The organism is Marinarcus sediminis (SeqCode) (genome assembly GCF_048571275.1).
GTDB classification, from domain to species: Bacteria; Campylobacterota; Campylobacteria; order Campylobacterales; family Arcobacteraceae; genus Marinarcus; species Marinarcus sediminis.
Genome location: NZ_CP182357.1, coordinates 1,273,912 through 1,291,814, shown reverse-complemented (window position 1 = coordinate 1,291,814; position 17,903 = coordinate 1,273,912). Strand labels below are relative to the sequence as shown.

Sequence of the window (17,903 nt, the reverse complement as noted above, 5' to 3'; positions counted from 1 at the left end):
CAAGAAAAGGAAAGAAATGAGTACAATAGAAGTTACATCACCATATGACGGAAAAGTAGTAGGCGTAGTTCCATTCAATTCAATTGAAGAAGTAGAGAGTGCCATTGATTTAGCACAAGCTACATTTTTGGATCACAAAAACCATTTACCAAAATATAAAAGAGTTGAAATTTTAGAAAAAGTTGTAGAAATCATGTCTTCTCAAGTAGAAGAGTTGACACGTTTATGCGCAAGTGAAGGTGGAAAGCCATACATTGATTCTAAAGTTGAAATTAACCGAGCCATCAATGGGGTTAAACTTGCTGTTGAACATTTAGGTGCTTTTGAAGGTAAAGAGATTGCAATGGGACATACTCTAAGCAGTGCAAACCGAATGGCATATACATTCAAAGAACCTATCGGAGTTGTTGCCGCGGTTTCTGCATTTAACCACCCTTTTAACTTAGCAGTTCATCAAGTAATTCCTGCTATTGCTGTAGGTTGTCCTGTTATTATTAAACCTGCAACTCAAACACCAATGAGTGCAATTCGATTGGTAGAAATTTTAAAAGAAGCAGGTCTTCCAAATGGATGGGCTCAAGCCGTTGTTTGTGGAAGAGAAGCAGGGGAATTACTTGCAACCAGTCCTAAAGTTAACTTCTTTACATTTATTGGTTCAGGAAGCGTGGGTTGGTACTTAAACTCTAAAGTAGCGAATGGTACAAGAGTTGCCTTAGAGCATGGTGGAGTAGCACCTGTTATTGTTGAAGCCGATGCGGATATTGAAGAGTTAATTCCTTCAATTGGAAAAGGTGGTTTCTACCATGCAGGGCAAGTGTGTGTATCGGTTCAAAGAGTTTACGTACATGAATCAATTTGTGATGAAGTGGCATCTAAATTAGCTGCATATGCGTCTAAATTGGTTGTGGGAGATCAAATGGATCCCAAAACAGAAGTGGGTCCATTAATCAACAACAATGAGGTCAATAGAGTTGAAGAGTGGGTCAATGAAGCCGTCACTAAAGGAGGGAAAATATTAACCGGTGGGAAAAGAATTTCTGCATCGTGTTATGAGCCAACCGTTATTGTAAACCCTGCAGATGATGCACTTGTATCAACAAAAGAGGTATTTGGACCAGTGGTTTGTATCTATTCATACTCCGACATTGAAGAGGCATTTACACGAGCCAACGCCTTAGAAGTCTCTTTCCAAGCAGCCGTATTTACGAAAAACCTAGATACTGCCATCAGAGCAGTAAAAAGATTAAATGGTACAGCAGTTATGGTCAATGACCACACTGCATTCAGAGTTGACTGGATGCCATTTGGAGGAGCTCGAACTTCAGGTCTTGGTATGGGTGGAATTCACCACTCTATGGTTGAAATGAGCAAAGAAAAATTAATGGTGATTAAATCAAGCTTTCTATAAGCATCGATTTTTTTCATTTAAAAAGGGGAAAAGTCAAACTTTTTCCCTTTTTTTATCATAAATTTATATCACTTCTTGATACAATACCCAGATGAAAAAATTTTTACTTTTACTGCTCTTTAGCCACTTATATCTTTTTGCAAATTCAGATGAAATCACTGCTTTTCAAAATGAGTTTTCACACAATGTATTAGAAAAAAATATCTTTAAAAAACATTTCAGACTCTTTTTAGAAAAAAATTGTCTTTTATCAGATGACAACTGTGTAGATAAACAGATTGCTCGACTTAAAACATGGGAGAGTACAAGCGCTAATCAAGCACTCCAAGAGGATTTAGTAAAAAAACACAACAAAACTCAACTCTCAAATGAATATTTTCAAGGCGTTCAAAAAAACATCTTTAAACTCATTGACGAAAAAAAGATACTAAAGTCTCAATTTATCACTCTCTTGGATTTATCCAAACAACTCATCACCGTAACGCTTTATGATAACGATACCCATGAAATATACCTCATTGGATCGGATTTTGTTTCAAGTGGAGATATTAATAAAGAGAGTGAGACAAAAGCAGGCGAGGATCATTTCTTACAAACCCCTACTGGCATTTTTGAAAACCTTAAAGGTTGGCGTTCAGATGGGAAATACAATGAAGATAAAAGCGTACTGGCTTATGGGCAAAAAGGAAGATTTGTTTTCTATTTTGGAAAACAAAAATCCGTACGATACAACAGTTTTGATGCTTTTAAAAATAAACTGGAAAATAAAAAAGATTGGAAACTCATTACCGACTATTTAGAGTTTGCAATGCATTCACATGAATCAAGTAAACCCATGGGAATTCCCAATTCACATGGTTGCATCAGAATTACCCATGAATTAAATCTTTTTTTAGATGAAAATCTGGTGTTACACAAAAACAATCTCAATAAAAGCCATCTTTTACCTCAAGATATTTCGCCAGAGCAGATGCCTTTAAAAATAAAATATGCGGGTAAATACCTTATTGTTGTCAATAAAATCTAAAAATCTCTAAAATTGGAATATAATTTCACATAAAAAAATTTCTGCTTTTGGAGCTTTAAAGTGAACAAAGAACAAAGTGATATTCAAAAAAGCACTTATCGGTATTCTGACCCCGAATATGATGTCATTTATGAAATTATTAAGATAATAAAACACAACTCCGATTTTGATGCAGCTGCACAAATTGCCATTTCAAATCATCTTACACTGAATCATATTATTGCAAAAACAATGAAGCTTAACATATTTGATATTGCAAAATTAGCTGACAGTATGAACAAATTAAAGTCGTAACGAACCCCCTGAAAATCAACAAAGGAACAAAAAAGTAAAAAAATATTTTTTTTATTTTATTTTTTTATTTAAAGCAAGCTTTTTTTTGAAAAAAAATAAAAAAATTTGGAAAAAGCAGTGCCATAAAATAGGCATTTTTTGAAAAAAATATTTTTTTAAGATTTTTTTTAGATTTTTTTTTCACTTTTAGTTTATAATTCGTAAGTAGAATAAGGATGTGTTCTGAAGTATTCCTAAAAACCTATCAAAAGCATTTGGCGGTGCGGGTTGTTTGTTCTTAGGAATAATTGTTGTGCTCTATAAAAAGAGTGCGTTTATACTAACAAATTAAACTTATGATTGAGTTAAACGAGGTATGAATGTTAAAATATCTATTTATTGTGTGTGTCCTTTTTAATCTTGCCTTTAGCGCAGATGATTTTAAAGTCAGTGAAGATGTTCAAGTCAACAATGACGAATGTGATCTATTGTATGATAACTGCATTGTAAAATGTGATGAGAAAGATACTGAAAATACAGAGTGTTATTCTAAGTGTGAAGCGATTTATGAAGAGTGTCTGATTCAAAAAGAGAAAAAAGAGTAAATTGTTCGCCTTATTCTACATATGTATAGGAGAATAGAATGAATTCTGGTTTATTAGCAGGTCTGGTCAAACAAATTGTATATTACATGAAATACGATCATGACATGGATAAAGCTTCAATGTTGGTTATTGAAAATAAATTAACTTTTGAAGAGATAATGAGATCAACTGTCAAATTAAGCTTAGAGAACTTGGCAACTTTGGCAGATAAAGTAATAAGTAAAAAATGAATAAACTGAACAAAAAAGAGTCTTTAGAAGAAATTGAATCCATTAAAAACTTTGTTTCATTTTTGGATATGTTAAAACAGTTAATCCGAATTCCCTCGGTCATTGGATCAGAACACTCATTCTTTCTATATTTAAAAAGAGAGTTAGAAGAGTTAGGTATCCAAACCCATTATTATGATGGTCTGTTGGTCGCTCAAGGGAAAAGCCCAAATCATGGAATGCTCAGTGCTCACATCGACCGACATGGTTTAGTATGTACGGGGCCAAATGAGTTCCAATTTGCAGCTTTTTTAGCAAAAAACCGATCAGATTTAACGGGGAATTCAGTATCTGAACAAACATTTCAATTAATCACTTCAAGATATTTGAACCAAAAAGTTCAAGCATATGAACCTTGGGGTGGGAGTTATTTAGGTATTGGTGAAATCAAAAATGCCTATATGTGTCCAGAGATCAACAACTTGATTTTTGACATAGAAGGTTTGTCGCATTTGCTTCCAGGTACGCCTGTGGCATTCACCGATAAATTAAAAAATGACAAAGGATTACTCAGTGCTCAACTTGACAACGTCATCAGTGCTGCTATTATTATCTATTTATACCAAAATGGATATGAAGGTACGGCATTTTTTACCGCACAAGAAGAGGCAGGAAAATCATGGAGATATATCTATGAGTGGTTCAGAAAAAACAAACTGACCACCAATGAACTGTTGGTTTTAGATACCAGTCCATACGATTCAAGAAAAGAAGCAGATGTTCAACAAATCGTTTTAAGAAACAGAGATGCCAACGCCAGATTTAAGTCTCCGTTACTCAAAACTTTGAAAAACTTTTGCCATCAATACAGCATTGATTTTTCTTGTAAAGACACCTATATTCAAGAGAAAAACAAACTTCGACTGGAACACAACCAATCGATGTTGTCATTAGGAAGTACAGAGCTTGGAAGAATTATAAAAGAATCACGAGGCAGTATTCAAGGAACAACCTTGCAAATACCAACAACGGGCTATCATACCGTAGAAGAGACTGCGTCGATTTTATCCATTAAAACCGTTTTATTTATATTGAAAAATATTTATATAAAACAGAAAAAAACGAAACATTAAAATAGAGCATTTGAGTCCATTTTAATATCAGTTTTATTCAAAAAAATGCTAGAATTATTTTAGCGGTGCATTTTTAAATTTACAAAGAAGGAAATTATGAACATTAAATCAAATCGCGACTTAGTTAAAGTCTATTACGAAGAGTTATGGAACAAAAACAACAAAGAGTATATTGATATACTTTTTGATGATAATATCACGTTTCATGGCTCTTTAGACATTAATGCCGTGGGGAAAAAAGAGTTTGAAGAGTATATGGACAATATATTAACTGGTATTCCAAATCTGTTTCATGGAATTGAACTTATGATTTGTGAGGGTGATTATATTGCAGTACGTGCAATTTATAATGGAACCCACAAAGGAAAGATATTTAATTTTGAGCCAACAGGGAATAGAATCAAATATAATGGTGCCTCATTTTTTAAATTTAAAGATGGAAAAATTATTGACGTATGGGTTTTGGGAGATTTAAACAGTCTGAACAAACAATTGCAGTAACCCATGGTGCAAATCAGCAATAAAGTATTTTGTGATAAGTTTTTAATTGATCTGGATATTGAGACAAAACTTTTAACCAATCCGTATTACGACTCTCCTTTTTTGGTTATAAAAAACTTTTTATCGGAGAGCCGATGTAGTAAAATTGTAGAAACTGTTAAAAAAAACCAAGATGCAATTGATGCAAAGATCAGACAAAAGGGTGAGATTTTACTTGATGAAGCGTTAGATACGACCATTCGTAAAACCAAACTCTATGATTTGGATGATAAAAATGCTAAAATTTATGAAAAGAGTTTTTTGAGACATCAAAAAGAGATAGAAGATTTTTTCAGTGTGGCGTTAACAACATCAACGAAAATTCAAACTTTAGAGTACACGAAAGGGTGTTTTTACAAACAACACAGTGACGATTCTAATGTTTTGGTAAAAGACAATGTTATTATTGGTTTTTTACCCGTTGCACCACAAAGAAAGGTCACTTCTGTTTTATTTACTACAAGTTGTAATGAGAGCAATCTTATTAACAGTTTTAGTGGAGGTGAATTAGTATTTAACTATTTATATGATGAAAATGGCAAGAATATAACTCTAAAGCCCCAAGCAGGAGATATGGTTCTATTTTTAAGTAATCCATATTTTACGCACGAAGTTTTAGAAGTAAAGAGTGGTTATAGATTAACATTGGTGCAATGGCACGATGCACTTGTCAACTGAGCCTATATAAGTTGAATGGTTTAGTCATGAGTGATTTAATCTTGGTTTAAAATTTTAATTTTTAAATTAAGCTGATTTAGCTGATATTATTGTAAAAAAAGAGGATAAATATGAATTCGATTATTTTTGAACTCAGAGCAAACAATGTTACAGAAGAAGACATTGAAACAATTATTGCAAAAGTTAAAAATAGACTGACGGAAGAAAATCTGGATATAGAACTCCAAAAATTGGGTTACGACAAAATTTTCACAGTAGATTATGATGACTACTTTGATGATGATGCCGATGATTTTGAAGACATGAAAAAAGGTGGCTTTAAAGATTTCGAAGAGTAAGATATTACTCTTTGAAAATCTGAACTGCAACCCCTTTTAACCTTTCTGTGTTATTTTTAACGTTACTCGTAGTAGAATTACGTCAAATAATTTTACAAGAGACGTCATGCAATTAACACAAACTCAAATCGATGAATTTCATAAAAATGGATTTATCATATTAAAAAATTTTGCCCCCTCAACTTTGTGCGATGAAATACTGCACAAAGCCCAAAAGCATTTAGAAAACAAAACAGCACCCATAGAGAGTGAGCAAGAGTATTTACAAAACAGTGATCAAAAAATTACCGTACGACGATTACGACAAGTTTATAACAGAGAAACCATATTCAAAACATGGATGACCAATCCCGATATTGCAGCATGTTTAAAAACACTTTTAAACGACACCCCTGTCTTAACGTTAGCCCATCACAACTCAATCATGACCAAAATGCCCAAAGAGAGTTCAAGAACATTTTGGCACCAAGATGTGCGCTATTGGAACTATGAAACGGATAATTTAATTTCAGTTTGGTTGGCCTTGGGAGAGGAGTATTTAGAGAATGGTCTTTTAGAGTTTATCCCCGGTTCTCACAAAATTACACTTTCAAAAGAGCAGTTTGATGAACAAAGCAATTTTTTAGATAATCACCCTAAAAATATTGAACTCATCAAACAAAAAGTGCACTCCAATTTATCCAAAGGGGATGTGGTTTTATTTCATTGTAAGACTCTTCATCACGCCAATAAAAATAACACCGATACGCCTAAAATATCATTTGTCTATACTACAAAAGGCAGCAAAAACAGACCCATCAAAAACACCCGAAGTGATTTTGATGAAGTGGTTTTAAACTGAGGCAGTGACTCGTCTGACTTGGTTTTTCCCATTTTTCTTTACATAATATAAGGCTTCATCAATGGCCTGAAGCAATTTTTCTATATCTTGCTCTGGGTCAATTAAACCAACACCAAAACTCGCACTTATTTTTTTAACTTCACCCACATGCATTACTTCTATTTTTTTTCGTAAATTCACCGCAAGGTTCTCCAGATTTTCAATGGAGGTGTTAGGACAAATAATCAAAAACTCTTCTCCTCCCCATCGACCAACAACATCGGTATTTCTCACATGCTGTTTCAACACGTTTGCCATCTTTTTTAACACCTCATCTCCCATGAGATGCCCATACGTATCATTGATGAGTTTAAAGTCATCAATGTCCAAAAGAATAATCCCACACGTTTGGTTGTATCGAACCGCTAAGTTATAATTCTCACTCAAAACTTCATCAAGTTTGAGTCGGTTACTCAGTTGTGTTAACGTATCCGTATGAGATTGCAGCTTTAATAAATGATTGTATTTTCTTAACTGCGAATAGTGATATAAAAAAAATGCCAATAAGAGCAAAAATAACCCAATGATTTGATATACAAGAGAGTAATTGATGTCAACACTCTCTTCAACAGAAACCCATTGATTATATATTTTTTGTTTCTCTGTTTCACTGACGCTGCGAATGAGTTTTTGGAAAATATTGTGCAATAAAGGCTCATCGTTTCGTGTACCAATTGCCAATTCCACATTTTCATTTAAACGTGATGATATTTTAAGCATACGGGTAAAATCTTTTTGTATATAATAAGCAATGACCATCAAGTTATCGACATATCCATAAAGTTTTCCTGACTCAACAAGTTGGAGCCCTTGAGTAATATTATCCACTTCAACCACTTCAATATTAGGATAACGACTCTTCATAATTTGAGCAATGGCATACCCTTTGACTGCACCAATTTTTTTATTTTCTAACGCATAAAAATTATCTACAAAAGCTTTATTCACTTGTGTTGCCATAACAATAGGCAGGTCAATATACGAATCGGTAAAATTCATATATTCAGAGCGATCGGGGGTTTGTGATGCCAGAGTAAAAATATCACACTCTCTTTTTTTTGCAGCTTCCATACTTTGTGCCCAAGTTTTTGTGGGATAAAGTTCCATATTGATGTCTAAATTTTGCTGAATTAATTTAAAAATATCTGAAGAAATACCCACATACTTTCCATTATGAATACTCTCAAAAGGCATCCAATCTGGGTCAACACAAAGTTTCAAAACACCTTTTTTGAGTAAATATCCTTTTTCAACTTGTGTAAAACTGACCAAATAGTTTTTAAAAGCATCTTGAATATCTTTAAACGTAAAATACCCTTGTATCTGATGAGGAAACACTTTTTCGCTTTTAACCAACTGTTTGTATGTTCGCATTGCCAACTCTTTGTTGGTCTCTCCAATGTCATATAAACCAAGTAACATCAAATCTTTGGTCACATTGGCTTCATACAGAAGTGCTTCAATAGATTTTTGGGATTTGTATTTGTCATGTATCACATGAATGGTTTCATCCAAGTGTGCAAAAGCATACTCCCACCCTCGTTTGGTTGCACTTAAAAAGTTTTCAATTTTTGCAGGATTTTTCACCGCCTCTTCATAAGTACTGAACAAATTTGATGCATTGGTAATAAACCCATATTGCGCTGGATTAATAATATTATAAGGAACGTTCAATTTATCAAGTACATAGAGTTGATTTGAAGTAAATGCACTCATAACATCAACATCTTTATTGATAAAATCATCTATGTTAAAGCTATGTGGCACAATAAATGCGTTTTTACCACTGATAAAAAAATGCTCTAAAAGCAGAGATAAAGAGCTGTTGCTTAACTCATCATCCGTACCCATGATGGTTTTACCCACAAAATCCACAGGAGAGTTGATGCCTTTTTGTGCAATAAAAACCAAAGGAGACTTTTGAAAATACGTAGCAAGCAACACAACGGGTTGTAAAACCCCATTTTTATACATCAAAGAGTTATTTGACATACCAAAGTCAACTTCATGATTTAAAACTTTTTCCACAATATCAATGCCGTTTTGATACTCTAAAAGTTCCACTTCTAAATTGACGTCTTTGTAAAATCCCTTCTCTTTTGCCATGATAAAACCAGCATATTGAAACTGATATTTCCACTCCAGTTGTAGAGTGACTTTTTCTTGCTCATGATTTTGTGCATAAAGTGTCTGTATCAATAAAAAAAACATTAAAAAGTATTTTAACAAAGAGAACTCCATCAGTACATTATATCGTTTAATATGTATCATACTATTTTAATGTCACTTTGTGACGTTTACGTAGAATAATTTTTATTTTTATTTTTTTAAGCGGTGAAAAAGTAACCAAAAAAAGCTTTTGGTTACTTCTGTGTTTAAGCTATCGTGTCATCTTTGGGTGCAAGTTTGTGCAGTGTGGGTTTTTTGTTGTAATCCAGTGCCACAATGACCACCTCTTCAACATCCACAATAATATGATTGGTTGTTTTATTTCTTAATTCACATTTAACGGTTATTGACGTTCGTCCAATTCTTACAAGCTCCACACCCGAAATAAGAATATCTCCAATATTGGCCGCACTTTTAAAGACTACTTCTGACATTTTTACCGTTGCAATTCGATTTGTGTCAAGAACATTTGCAGCAAAAATAATTGCATCTTCATCTATCCAAGACAAAGCCATTCCCCCAAATAAAATACCTGCTGCATTTAAATGAGGGTACATCACCATTCTTTGTGTACCATATTTCATTTTAATCCTTTGTAACGTGTCTTATACTATAACTTCATTTAAAAAGAGGAAAAAAAGTTCAAGAGAACTTTGATTTTAACTTTTTTATCAAGAAAAGAGTTCATAATTTTTAGGTATATGTTTAAAGCTCTCTAAATCAAACGGTTGAAACCCTTTTGTTTTGAGTGCACTTTGAACAATTACTTGATTGTATTCTAGCACATTTTCATCGGCTAAATACTCATTAACATCAACCCACTTTGCATCTTCTATCTCTTTGGTATCTTTAATACAAATTTCATAACTTAACGGTTTCGCCACACACAAAATATAGAGATTGCTTTGGTTGAATTGATGCGGGAAAAAATGCCCCAAAGAGATAATCGAATCAAAAATAACTTCGACCCCTGTCTCTTCTAAAACTTCTCTTGCAACGGCTTTTGAAATAAGCTCCCCATCATCAATGTGTCCACCAGGCAGTTTATATGTCCCTTTTGAAACCCTCTCTTTAATGACCAACAACTCATTGTTTTCGTTAATCACCACCACACCTACACCCAAAGTGTGATTAGCCGCCGTAGGGATAATTGCCTCTTTATTAAGCCGTTTGACCAATAAAATATTGTCGGTTTCACACGTGTGAAACATAAATCCATGTGCCGTTAAATGTGGAATCAAATAGGATTTTTCTGCCTCAATATCAATCCAAATCAAGTTACGTTGGTCTGATTTTAACTGCAACAGCAACGCCTGCAACTCTTTTTCAAAAATGGCTTTATCCATAGGAACAGACTCTTTTTTAATGGTTATTCCATTATATGGATCCAAAATCAACCTGAAACATCCAACGTGTTCAACAAATCTTTCCAACTGCTTTCCTTTTCTCTGTATAATTCTATTTTATTATACCAATAAATACCCCAATGTTAATTGTGCATATTAATTAAAACCTAAAGCGACATATCATACAATCTCAACTCACTTTGTTACAAGGACAATTCAAAACCATGCAGACCATTCCTTATAAAATCTACTCTCTTCTTATCCTTTGTGTACTTTTTTGGTCAGCAAACTTTATTTTAGGACGATTTTTACACGAAGAGATAGAACCCATACAGTTGGCATTTTACCGATGGTTGGGTGTTTTTGTACTCTTTTTGCCCTACCTTATGATTCATTTTAAAACTTTATATCAAAAAATTAAAAAGGATTTTCTCTTTTTACTGCTGTTATCCGTTTTATGTGTCACGGGATTTAATACCATTTTATATTTTGGTTTACAACACACCCAAGCCACCAATGCCTTGCTCATTAATTCAGTATTTCCTATATTGGTTATCTTTTTGGCTTCCATTATTTTAAAAGATAAAATCACCCAGAATCAAATCATGGGCATTGTTTTATCAACCTTAGGTGTCGTCTTTATTGTTTTAAAAGGGGACATTTCAAAAATGATGACCATGGAGTTTAACAAAGGCGATTTTTATATTATTTTATCTTCATTGGATTGGGCGTTATACTCTGTTTTATTACGGTATAAAAAACTCTCACTCAATCCCACAGAGTTTTTTGCTACAACGGTAACCTTAGGTTTTATTGTGCTTTTAGGTATCTATGTTTTTACCACCCAAAGCATCACTGAAGATATGAACATTGTGTATAAACATTATGACATCATCGCCTTTATTGTTATTTTTCCCTCCATTCTTTCTTTCTTCTTTTGGAATAAAGGAATCTTAGAAATTGGAGCAGAAAAAACAGGGCAATTCACCCATTTGATGCCAATTTTTGGAACCATTTTGGCTTTTGTATTTTTAGGAGAAAATATAATGTTTTACCACTTTATTGGTCTGATGTTCATTTTTTCAGGGATTTATCTCTCTCAATTTTTAAAAAAAGAGCTCTTTAAAAAAGCCACGCGTTAAACCTTTTCTGGTTGCGCGTTTACCATCCAAATTGAAAAAATATCAAGATAATCCCAAAACGACTTAATCAAATGAGGTGGAATGTCCAATTTTGAAAGTAAAACAGCAAACGCTTCAAGCCAGACTCTTCTGCCCTCTTGTGTGATTTTAAACGGCGCATGTCGCTCTATCATTCTGGGTGCCCCTCTGTTTTCATTAAAATGGGGATGCCCTCCACAAATTTGAATCAAAAAATCTGCCGCATGTTTTTTTGCTTTGGCCAATCCTTTTTCATCTTGTGGAAAAATATCTTTAATTTTACTCTCTTTTAACAGCTCGTAATGATCATTAACAAGTTTTCGAATACCCTCTTCGCCCACATACTCTAAAAAGGCGGGATCAGGCATCTTAACACAAGGTCTTGCCCCTATGGTTCCATATGAAATTGTAAATTGCATTGCCATTCCTTTATCTTATATTTGATAATTTACATCAACTTTAAACAAAAATTCTGTATAAAAAAAGATTCATTTATTAGTTTAACACAATTTTATTTTTATGTGGTTACACTTTCTAAACTATATCTCACATAAGGAGCAATCAATATGCCATTTATCAACGTAAAAATGACTCACGAAGATGGGGGAGCAACCAAAGAACAAAAAGAGCAATTGGCCCAAGGTATCACAAAATTATTTGCTGATATTTTTGGACGTGGTGCAAAAACTGCGGTGGTGCTTATTGAAGAAGTATCAACGGATAATTATGCCATTGGTGGGGAAACCATCAGCCAATTAAGAAGTAAAAGCTCTTAAGCTTTTACTTCCCATGAAATCAGTGCCCAATGGTTGTATTGTTCACCCAAGCCCTCTTTGTTTTCCCCTAAACAGTCGTAATATTCTGCCAGAGTCTCTTTCTCTTTTTGCGTTAAAGTATCCAAACTCCACTCCACACTTTTAATAAAATTCTCTTTGGTGTCGTACTGTTCTCTTCGTCCTTCACTCTTTAAATAGTCAACTTTAGGATTGATGCCCATGCCATACAAAATATTTAACACATAGATATAATCGGGTTTATCAAAAATGGCTTTGTCTAATACTTTGAGTATCTTTTTATCGACAAAACTGCCACCGACTTTATACGACAAATAGACCCGTTTTTTTGCTTTGGCGTTGATTTTTTCCAAGGCATCTTTCATATCTTTGACTTCCATCGAACGAGATGCCAATACAATATCTGCTTCTGGAATTGCACTCCAATCGCAGTCATCCCACGACGCTTTTATGGGTATAATATTATGAATCTGTTCTGCTTTTATATTTTCATCTAAAAATTCCAACATCACATCGGAGTAATCCAAGGCATACACGGTTGAAACTTTTTTTGCCAACTTCATGGCGACATTTCCAACCCCACACCCTACATCTAACAAGCTTTCACAGCCACTGAAATCCATTTTAGCGATTAAATCGTCATTGTAAATGCTCTTGTGAATCTTTTTATTCATGGAAGCAGCTTTTTTATTCCACTCTTGTTTATCTTTTATTTTAAACGTGGAATTGCATTTTTGTTCCATATACAAAGCGTTAAAATCAATATCGTGATAGTTCATGGTTCTCCTTGTCTGGTTTGGCTTAAGTTTATAAATTTATAATGAGATGGTAACATAGTTTGTGTTAAGAGATAATGGAGTGTAGTTTCTTCCAATATATTTAACATAATGCAGGTTTATTACGATATTGTCCTAATATACATACATTATGTACTATTAACGTCTAAATATCGACATTAAACATACATAAAAATCATATCATAAACTTAAAATTTATTTAGAAAAGGGGATAAATGGCAATATCTTTTATAATAAAATTTTCAAGAACACCTTATTTAAGGTGTTTGTTGTTGTTTTAATATACAACATATTTTATGTATGTTAATTGTCGTTTTTCAGTGTGTTTTGTATATAATGTATGTTTAATAAATAGTTAGTCTATAAACAAGGGTTTTGAGTGGAAAAGAATGAAGTAATAAAACTTACAAGGTTAAGGTTTTTATCTAATTTTATAAACTTTATAACTATGCCAATAGTTTTTATTTTGCCAATTTTGTTAATAACAAAAATTTTTAATATTGAAGAAGTCAGTATACACTTAACAAGTTTACCTGCTTTAATTGCAATTTTATTACACGCAGCATTAATACATATACTATATTTTGGTATATTTGTAAAACTTACAAACGGTTATACTATTGGTGGATTAATTACTGGAATTAAAATCATTTCACTAGATGGTAAACCCCTTACAATTATAGGTTGTGCAAAAAGATTTTTAAGTGCATGGAATAGCAATATATATTATACTGGATATATTTATACAAAAATAAATTCAATCGGACAATTTTATTATGATGAAAAATACAATACTACTATTGTAAAAAGAGGAAATAAAATTCCAAATACTGATAGTATTAAGTATTATGAGCATAATTTTGCTAAAGAATTTTTTATAGGCTTTTTTGTTATATTTTTTACTTTAATGGTATTATCATCAATATTTAACTAAAAAAGACTAACAAAACCTTGGAAAGAAAAACAAGGGTATACTGCGGTTAATTTAAACTTTTTAGAACAAAAAAGCTAAAATTAAAATTGAAATAATCAAGTCATATCATTCCCTTGTTTTTCAAGTCCAACGTTAACTACAGTAGGAAATTTAAATGACAAATACTTTAACATTAGAACAAAATACAGATGATAAAACATGGTACCCTAATAGAATCAATCAATTAGAAGATCATTTATTGTGTCTTATTTCTAAAAATTTATATTTTACAAAAGAAAAAGCAAAAGGAATAAGAAAAAATATTTCTTATTCTTTACAATATATAGAATTTTTGTATAGAGTCATAAATGATATAAAAATGTCTAGTGTAATTCATAAACAGAATATGAAATCTTTTTTAATACATGGTACAGCAGTTATTGAAGCTATTGCAAATTTTGTGGTAATTAGTCAAGGACATGGGAAAACAACAATTTGGAAAAGCATAACAAAAAATCATTCTAATGAATATAATCTTAACTCAGTGACCTATAAAAATGAAGTAGAGATATTTGAAAAATTAGAATCAAAGGTATCAACAAGCATGACTTTTGATACATTAATCAAAAAAGTTGAAAGTAAAAAACTTTTTGGAAATAGTTTTCCAATATATTCGAAAATAAAACCTCTAAGGCAATTAAGAAATAAAATCCATATTCATGACTCTGAAAATTCAGGCGATACAGATTGGTATAATTTCAACAAGAAAGAATATGAGTTAATAAAGGAAGTTTTATTTGAAATATTAAGATCTGATTTATTTAATAATAATGAATTTGAAGGTTTTAAGTTTTTAAATGAATGAAGTTAACAAAACTTTGGAGACAAATATTTGACCCTACGGCTCAAATATTTCTCAACTTAAACGTTAGCTGACAATGCAAACAATTCTAAAGGAAGTTACTTATGAGTGTAAAAAGAGATAAAAAGAAAAAAGCTGAGAAAAAGATACAAAATAATTTAAAAAACAATCAAACAAAAGAACTTACTCAAATTGAAATACAAAATGGTCTTAAAAAACTTTTTGACCCACTAAAATTAATTGCACCAAAAACTATCAATCATGATATAAAAACCTTTTGTAAAACTATTAGTGATTTTGATCCTTTTTTTATTCATATAGAACCAGAGCCTTGGTGTCGCCAATCTTGCTGTGACTTAAACATTCAAGAATATATTAAACTAAATGGTGGACAAATAGTTTGTGGATATAAAATTTGGTATAACAAGCCAAGCTACATGGAAGCAGAAAGACATGCAGTATGGTTTAGTGATGGAATTTATAAGGATATTTCATTCAATGCGGATGGAGAAGAAGATATTTTATTTGTTCCTGATGTTATTGAAAAACAAAATACTTTAGAAGAAAATAAAAGCAGAATTCGTTGGGGAAAAGATTCAAAAACAAAGCAATTAATTAAGGCACAAAATAATTTTGAAAAAATAATGCCAATGCAACAAATGAGCAATGAAGAATCATGGAATACTATGTTAACTTATGAACAATGGCAAAATGGACAAAGAATGTCAAATATACAAATATCAAACAGCTAACAAAACATTGGAGAGAAATAAGTTACCCTAGCGGGAACTTATTTCTCAACTCAACCGTTAAACACACAAAGGCAAAGTCTGAATGAAATTTGAATTAAGAGCAAATGCAAAATATTTTACAGATAAAGAACTACTTGAAGATTTAAAGAGAGTAGCTAGTTCGTTGAAGAAAGAAAAAATTACACAATCAGACTATGAACAATATGGCAATTTTAGTAAAAGTACATTTCATAATAGATTTGGTTCTTGGAATAAAGCTTTAGAAGCAGCTGGATTAATAGTATCAGTTGAACAGAATATATCTGATGAAAAACTATTTGAAAATCTTGAAATTATTTGGCGTACTCTTGGAAGACAACCAAAATATAGTGAAATAACAAAGCCTTTATCTCAATATTCTACCAAACCTTATGATTCGAGATTCGGAGGTTGGATGAATGCCTGTAAAGCTTTTATTGAATATAAAGAAAATGATATTGAATTTGTCAAATTGATACAAGAAAAACCTAAAAAGACAAGATACATAAATGAAAAAGTCAGATTAAAAATTCTTAAAAGAGATAATTATAGATGTGTAAAATGTGGCAGAAGCCCTGCCACTCATCTCGGAATTGCTTTACATATTGACCATATCAAACCATTTTCAAAAGGGGGAGACAATAGTGAAGAAAATTTGCAAACTCTCTGTGATAAATGTAATTTAGGAAAAGGGAATGACGAAAGTGTTTAACAAATCAGTGGAGCCAATAAATTCCCCTACGGGCAATTCATCGGCTCATTTTAAACGTTATGCTCTAAAAGGTATGAATATGAAAATATATTTCTTTGCTGTGTTGCTCTCAATCTTTATGGCAAGCGGTCTATTTGCTGATCAATCAGAAACCATCGTTAAACTTGAAACCAAGACAGGGACACTGGAAGGCTCTCTTATTGTTCCCAATGAAAAGAGACCAGTGCCAGTCGCGTTGATTATTTCCGGATCGGGGCCGACAGACAGAGACGGCAACAATCCTGCAATGATCAATAATTCCTTAAAAATGCTGGCAGAGGCTTTGTCAAAAAACGGCATTGCAACATTGAGGTATGACAAAAGAGGAATCGGGAAAAGTCAGAAAGCCGGTAAAAAAGAAGATGAATTGCGATTCGAGCATTACATTTCAGATGCGAAAGCTTGGGCTGAATTAGTCAAGAATGATAAGAGGTTTAATGGGGTAATCATAATCGGACACAGTGAAGGATCATTAATCGGGATGATTGCAGCTCAAGAGAACGGCATTGATAAATTCATCTCAATTGCAGGCCCAGGCCTTTCGGCTGATAAAACCCTAATGGAACAGCTCAAATCGCAACCACCTGAGGTCTTGAATATCGCATTGCCAATTATTGATAAACTCAGACAAGGGGAAACAGTTAATGACGTTAATCCGCTATTGTATTCTTTGTTCAGACCCAGTGTTCAGCCATACTTGATCTCTTGGTTTAAATATGACCCAGCCAAAGAATTAGCCAAGTTGAGAATTCCTGTGTTAATCATCCAAGGGACGACAGATATTCAGGTAAGAGAAGAAGATGCCAAGATACTTTCTGAAGCTAATCCGAAAGCAAAAATCAAGATTATCAAAGGAATGAATCACATCTTCAAAGAAGCTGGTTTGGATCGAATGAAAAATATCGAAACTTATAATCAACCAGAATTGCAGATAAAGCAGGAACTGGTCGAAGTAATCACTGATTTTGTCAAAAAAGAAAAAAGCAAACATAACAAGGCAAATTACACCCCAGAGCTTGAATCTCCACTTTAATGTCCTCTAACAAATAGGAAAACATATATACAAATAAGAATGATAAAATCATCAAAAGATTAAAAATATCTCTCTTGAAAAGCTAAAGCTTTCCGCTTCTTCACTTTTGTGTGGACAAAAGTAAAACAAAAACCACCAACGGTTTCAAAGCCCTTTGGGGTTCCCTCACTTAATAAAAGATAGTTTGAATACTAGAGATATTACCACATCTGCAGAC

Annotated in this window: 22 protein-coding genes; 17 read left to right on the top strand and 5 right to left on the bottom strand. The window is 32.7% G+C overall.

Translation table 11 applies throughout. The features are described 5' to 3' along the window. Window positions 1-16 precede the first annotated feature (16 nt). The 10 genes from ACNI3C_RS06495 (at window position 17) to ACNI3C_RS06450 (ending at window position 7,052) form a co-directional block, all read left to right on the top strand. Window positions 17-1,408, top strand: coding sequence for an aldehyde dehydrogenase family protein (locus ACNI3C_RS06495; protein WP_419769008.1), 1,392 nt, complete (start codon window positions 17-19; stop codon window positions 1,406-1,408). 91 nt (window positions 1,409-1,499) lie between these two features. Beyond that, window positions 1,500-2,435, top strand: coding sequence for a hypothetical protein (locus ACNI3C_RS06490; RefSeq protein ID WP_419771437.1), 936 nt, complete (start codon window positions 1,500-1,502; stop codon window positions 2,433-2,435). Between the two features lie 60 nt (window positions 2,436-2,495). Beyond that, complete coding sequence (locus tag ACNI3C_RS06485) at window positions 2,496-2,729, top strand: hypothetical protein (RefSeq protein ID WP_419771436.1); 234 nt, start codon at window positions 2,496-2,498, stop codon at window positions 2,727-2,729. A gap of 359 nt (window positions 2,730-3,088) precedes the next feature. Beyond that, the gene (locus ACNI3C_RS06480) at window positions 3,089-3,313 is read left to right on the top strand and encodes a hypothetical protein (protein ID WP_419771435.1); all 225 of its coding nucleotides are present in this window, start codon (window positions 3,089-3,091) and stop codon (window positions 3,311-3,313) included. A gap of 38 nt (window positions 3,314-3,351) precedes the next feature. Further along, the gene (locus tag ACNI3C_RS06475) at window positions 3,352-3,543 is read left to right on the top strand and encodes a hypothetical protein (RefSeq protein ID WP_419771434.1); all 192 of its coding nucleotides are present in this window, start codon (window positions 3,352-3,354) and stop codon (window positions 3,541-3,543) included. Further along, window positions 3,540-4,655, top strand: coding sequence for a peptidase M42 (locus tag ACNI3C_RS06470; protein ID WP_419771433.1), 1,116 nt, complete (start codon window positions 3,540-3,542; stop codon window positions 4,653-4,655). Before ACNI3C_RS06475 ends, ACNI3C_RS06470 begins: the two co-directional genes overlap by 4 nt. Before the next feature lie 96 nt (window positions 4,656-4,751). Continuing rightward, window positions 4,752-5,156 carry an ester cyclase gene (locus ACNI3C_RS06465; protein ID WP_419771432.1) on the top strand — a complete coding sequence of 135 codons (405 nt, stop codon included), beginning with the start codon at window positions 4,752-4,754 and terminating at the stop codon, window positions 5,154-5,156. Between the two features lie 3 nt (window positions 5,157-5,159). After that, window positions 5,160-5,873 (top strand): 2OG-Fe(II) oxygenase, encoded by a 714-nt coding sequence (locus tag ACNI3C_RS06460; RefSeq protein WP_419771431.1) that lies wholly within the window; start codon window positions 5,160-5,162, stop codon window positions 5,871-5,873. A gap of 110 nt (window positions 5,874-5,983) precedes the next feature. Beyond that, window positions 5,984-6,211 carry a hypothetical protein gene (locus ACNI3C_RS06455; protein ID WP_419771430.1) on the top strand — a complete coding sequence of 76 codons (228 nt, stop codon included), beginning with the start codon at window positions 5,984-5,986 and terminating at the stop codon, window positions 6,209-6,211. A 106-nt stretch (window positions 6,212-6,317) separates the two neighbouring features. Continuing rightward, a complete protein-coding gene (locus ACNI3C_RS06450) occupies window positions 6,318-7,052 on the top strand; it encodes a phytanoyl-CoA dioxygenase family protein (RefSeq protein WP_419771429.1) in 735 nt (244 codons plus the stop codon). Here the strand turns inward: ACNI3C_RS06450 and ACNI3C_RS06445 are convergent. From ACNI3C_RS06445 to ACNI3C_RS06435, 3 genes are all read right to left on the bottom strand, one after another. Then, entirely contained in the window at window positions 7,044-9,362 is a 2,319-nt protein-coding gene (locus tag ACNI3C_RS06445) for a diguanylate cyclase (protein WP_419771428.1), read from the bottom strand. The genes ACNI3C_RS06450 and ACNI3C_RS06445 overlap by 9 nt on opposite strands. A 104-nt stretch (window positions 9,363-9,466) precedes the next feature. After that, the gene (locus ACNI3C_RS06440; RefSeq protein ID WP_419771427.1) at window positions 9,467-9,844 is read right to left on the bottom strand and encodes an acyl-CoA thioesterase; all 378 of its coding nucleotides are present in this window, start codon (window positions 9,842-9,844) and stop codon (window positions 9,467-9,469) included. An 87-nt stretch (window positions 9,845-9,931) separates the two neighbouring features. Beyond that, a complete protein-coding gene (locus ACNI3C_RS06435) occupies window positions 9,932-10,693 on the bottom strand; it encodes an NUDIX hydrolase (protein WP_419771426.1) in 762 nt (253 codons plus the stop codon). Between the two features lie 137 nt (window positions 10,694-10,830). Between ACNI3C_RS06435 and ACNI3C_RS06430 the strand changes: the two genes are divergently transcribed. Continuing rightward, a complete protein-coding gene (locus ACNI3C_RS06430) occupies window positions 10,831-11,748 on the top strand; it encodes a DMT family transporter (RefSeq protein ID WP_419771425.1) in 918 nt (305 codons plus the stop codon). Here the strand turns inward: ACNI3C_RS06430 and ACNI3C_RS06425 are convergent. After that, window positions 11,745-12,185, bottom strand: a complete 441-nt coding sequence (locus ACNI3C_RS06425) for a globin domain-containing protein (protein ID WP_419771424.1) — start codon at window positions 12,183-12,185, stop codon at window positions 11,745-11,747. The two genes, ACNI3C_RS06430 and ACNI3C_RS06425, sit on opposite strands and share 4 nt — an antisense overlap. A gap of 147 nt (window positions 12,186-12,332) precedes the next feature. Between ACNI3C_RS06425 and ACNI3C_RS06420 the strand changes: the two genes are divergently transcribed. Continuing rightward, window positions 12,333-12,542 carry a tautomerase family protein gene (locus ACNI3C_RS06420; RefSeq protein ID WP_419771423.1) on the top strand — a complete coding sequence of 70 codons (210 nt, stop codon included), beginning with the start codon at window positions 12,333-12,335 and terminating at the stop codon, window positions 12,540-12,542. On the opposite strand, the gene ACNI3C_RS06415 is transcribed toward ACNI3C_RS06420, so the two are convergent. After that, a complete protein-coding gene (locus tag ACNI3C_RS06415; RefSeq protein ID WP_419771422.1) occupies window positions 12,539-13,339 on the bottom strand; it encodes a class I SAM-dependent methyltransferase in 801 nt (266 codons plus the stop codon). The genes ACNI3C_RS06420 and ACNI3C_RS06415 overlap by 4 nt on opposite strands. A gap of 397 nt (window positions 13,340-13,736) precedes the next feature. Between ACNI3C_RS06415 and ACNI3C_RS06410 the strand changes: the two genes are divergently transcribed. The 5 genes from ACNI3C_RS06410 to ACNI3C_RS06390 all read left to right on the top strand — a co-directional run bounded on the left by ACNI3C_RS06410 (window position 13,737) and on the right by ACNI3C_RS06390 (window position 17,686). Then, window positions 13,737-14,291, top strand: a complete 555-nt coding sequence (locus ACNI3C_RS06410; RefSeq protein WP_419771421.1) for an RDD family protein — start codon at window positions 13,737-13,739, stop codon at window positions 14,289-14,291. Between the two features lie 154 nt (window positions 14,292-14,445). Beyond that, a complete protein-coding gene (locus ACNI3C_RS06405; RefSeq protein ID WP_419771420.1) occupies window positions 14,446-15,135 on the top strand; it encodes a hypothetical protein in 690 nt (229 codons plus the stop codon). Between the two features lie 101 nt (window positions 15,136-15,236). Next, the gene (locus tag ACNI3C_RS06400) at window positions 15,237-15,884 is read left to right on the top strand and encodes a hypothetical protein (RefSeq protein WP_419771419.1); all 648 of its coding nucleotides are present in this window, start codon (window positions 15,237-15,239) and stop codon (window positions 15,882-15,884) included. An 82-nt stretch (window positions 15,885-15,966) separates the two neighbouring features. Then, the gene (locus ACNI3C_RS06395) at window positions 15,967-16,614 is read left to right on the top strand and encodes a homing endonuclease associated repeat-containing protein (RefSeq protein ID WP_419771418.1); all 648 of its coding nucleotides are present in this window, start codon (window positions 15,967-15,969) and stop codon (window positions 16,612-16,614) included. After that, window positions 16,598-17,686, top strand: coding sequence for an alpha/beta hydrolase (locus tag ACNI3C_RS06390; protein WP_419771417.1), 1,089 nt, complete (start codon window positions 16,598-16,600; stop codon window positions 17,684-17,686). The genes ACNI3C_RS06395 and ACNI3C_RS06390 overlap by 17 nt, the downstream gene beginning before the upstream one ends. Window positions 17,687-17,903 lie beyond the last annotated feature (217 nt).

Coding starts and splice junctions, on each gene's coding strand:
- ACNI3C_RS06495 (WP_419769008.1), top strand. CDS start 17: ATGAGTACAATAGAAGTTACATCACCATATGACGGAAAAGTAGTAGGC.
- ACNI3C_RS06400 (WP_419771419.1), top strand. CDS start 15,237: ATGAGTGTAAAAAGAGATAAAAAGAAAAAAGCTGAGAAAAAGATACAA.
- ACNI3C_RS06415 (WP_419771422.1), bottom strand. CDS start 13,339: ATGAACTATCACGATATTGATTTTAACGCTTTGTATATGGAACAAAAA.
- ACNI3C_RS06425 (WP_419771424.1), bottom strand. CDS start 12,185: ATGCAATTTACAATTTCATATGGAACCATAGGGGCAAGACCTTGTGTT.
- ACNI3C_RS06490 (WP_419771437.1), top strand. CDS start 1,500: ATGAAAAAATTTTTACTTTTACTGCTCTTTAGCCACTTATATCTTTTT.
- ACNI3C_RS06395 (WP_419771418.1), top strand. CDS start 15,967: ATGAAATTTGAATTAAGAGCAAATGCAAAATATTTTACAGATAAAGAA.
- ACNI3C_RS06445 (WP_419771428.1), bottom strand. CDS start 9,362: ATGATACATATTAAACGATATAATGTACTGATGGAGTTCTCTTTGTTA.
- ACNI3C_RS06405 (WP_419771420.1), top strand. CDS start 14,446: ATGACAAATACTTTAACATTAGAACAAAATACAGATGATAAAACATGG.
- ACNI3C_RS06460 (WP_419771431.1), top strand. CDS start 5,160: ATGGTGCAAATCAGCAATAAAGTATTTTGTGATAAGTTTTTAATTGAT.
- ACNI3C_RS06475 (WP_419771434.1), top strand. CDS start 3,352: ATGAATTCTGGTTTATTAGCAGGTCTGGTCAAACAAATTGTATATTAC.
- ACNI3C_RS06470 (WP_419771433.1), top strand. CDS start 3,540: ATGAATAAACTGAACAAAAAAGAGTCTTTAGAAGAAATTGAATCCATT.
- ACNI3C_RS06455 (WP_419771430.1), top strand. CDS start 5,984: ATGAATTCGATTATTTTTGAACTCAGAGCAAACAATGTTACAGAAGAA.
- ACNI3C_RS06480 (WP_419771435.1), top strand. CDS start 3,089: ATGTTAAAATATCTATTTATTGTGTGTGTCCTTTTTAATCTTGCCTTT.
- ACNI3C_RS06450 (WP_419771429.1), top strand. CDS start 6,318: ATGCAATTAACACAAACTCAAATCGATGAATTTCATAAAAATGGATTT.
- ACNI3C_RS06465 (WP_419771432.1), top strand. CDS start 4,752: ATGAACATTAAATCAAATCGCGACTTAGTTAAAGTCTATTACGAAGAG.
- ACNI3C_RS06390 (WP_419771417.1), top strand. CDS start 16,598: ATGACGAAAGTGTTTAACAAATCAGTGGAGCCAATAAATTCCCCTACG.
- ACNI3C_RS06430 (WP_419771425.1), top strand. CDS start 10,831: ATGCAGACCATTCCTTATAAAATCTACTCTCTTCTTATCCTTTGTGTA.
- ACNI3C_RS06440 (WP_419771427.1), bottom strand. CDS start 9,844: ATGAAATATGGTACACAAAGAATGGTGATGTACCCTCATTTAAATGCA.
- ACNI3C_RS06420 (WP_419771423.1), top strand. CDS start 12,333: ATGCCATTTATCAACGTAAAAATGACTCACGAAGATGGGGGAGCAACC.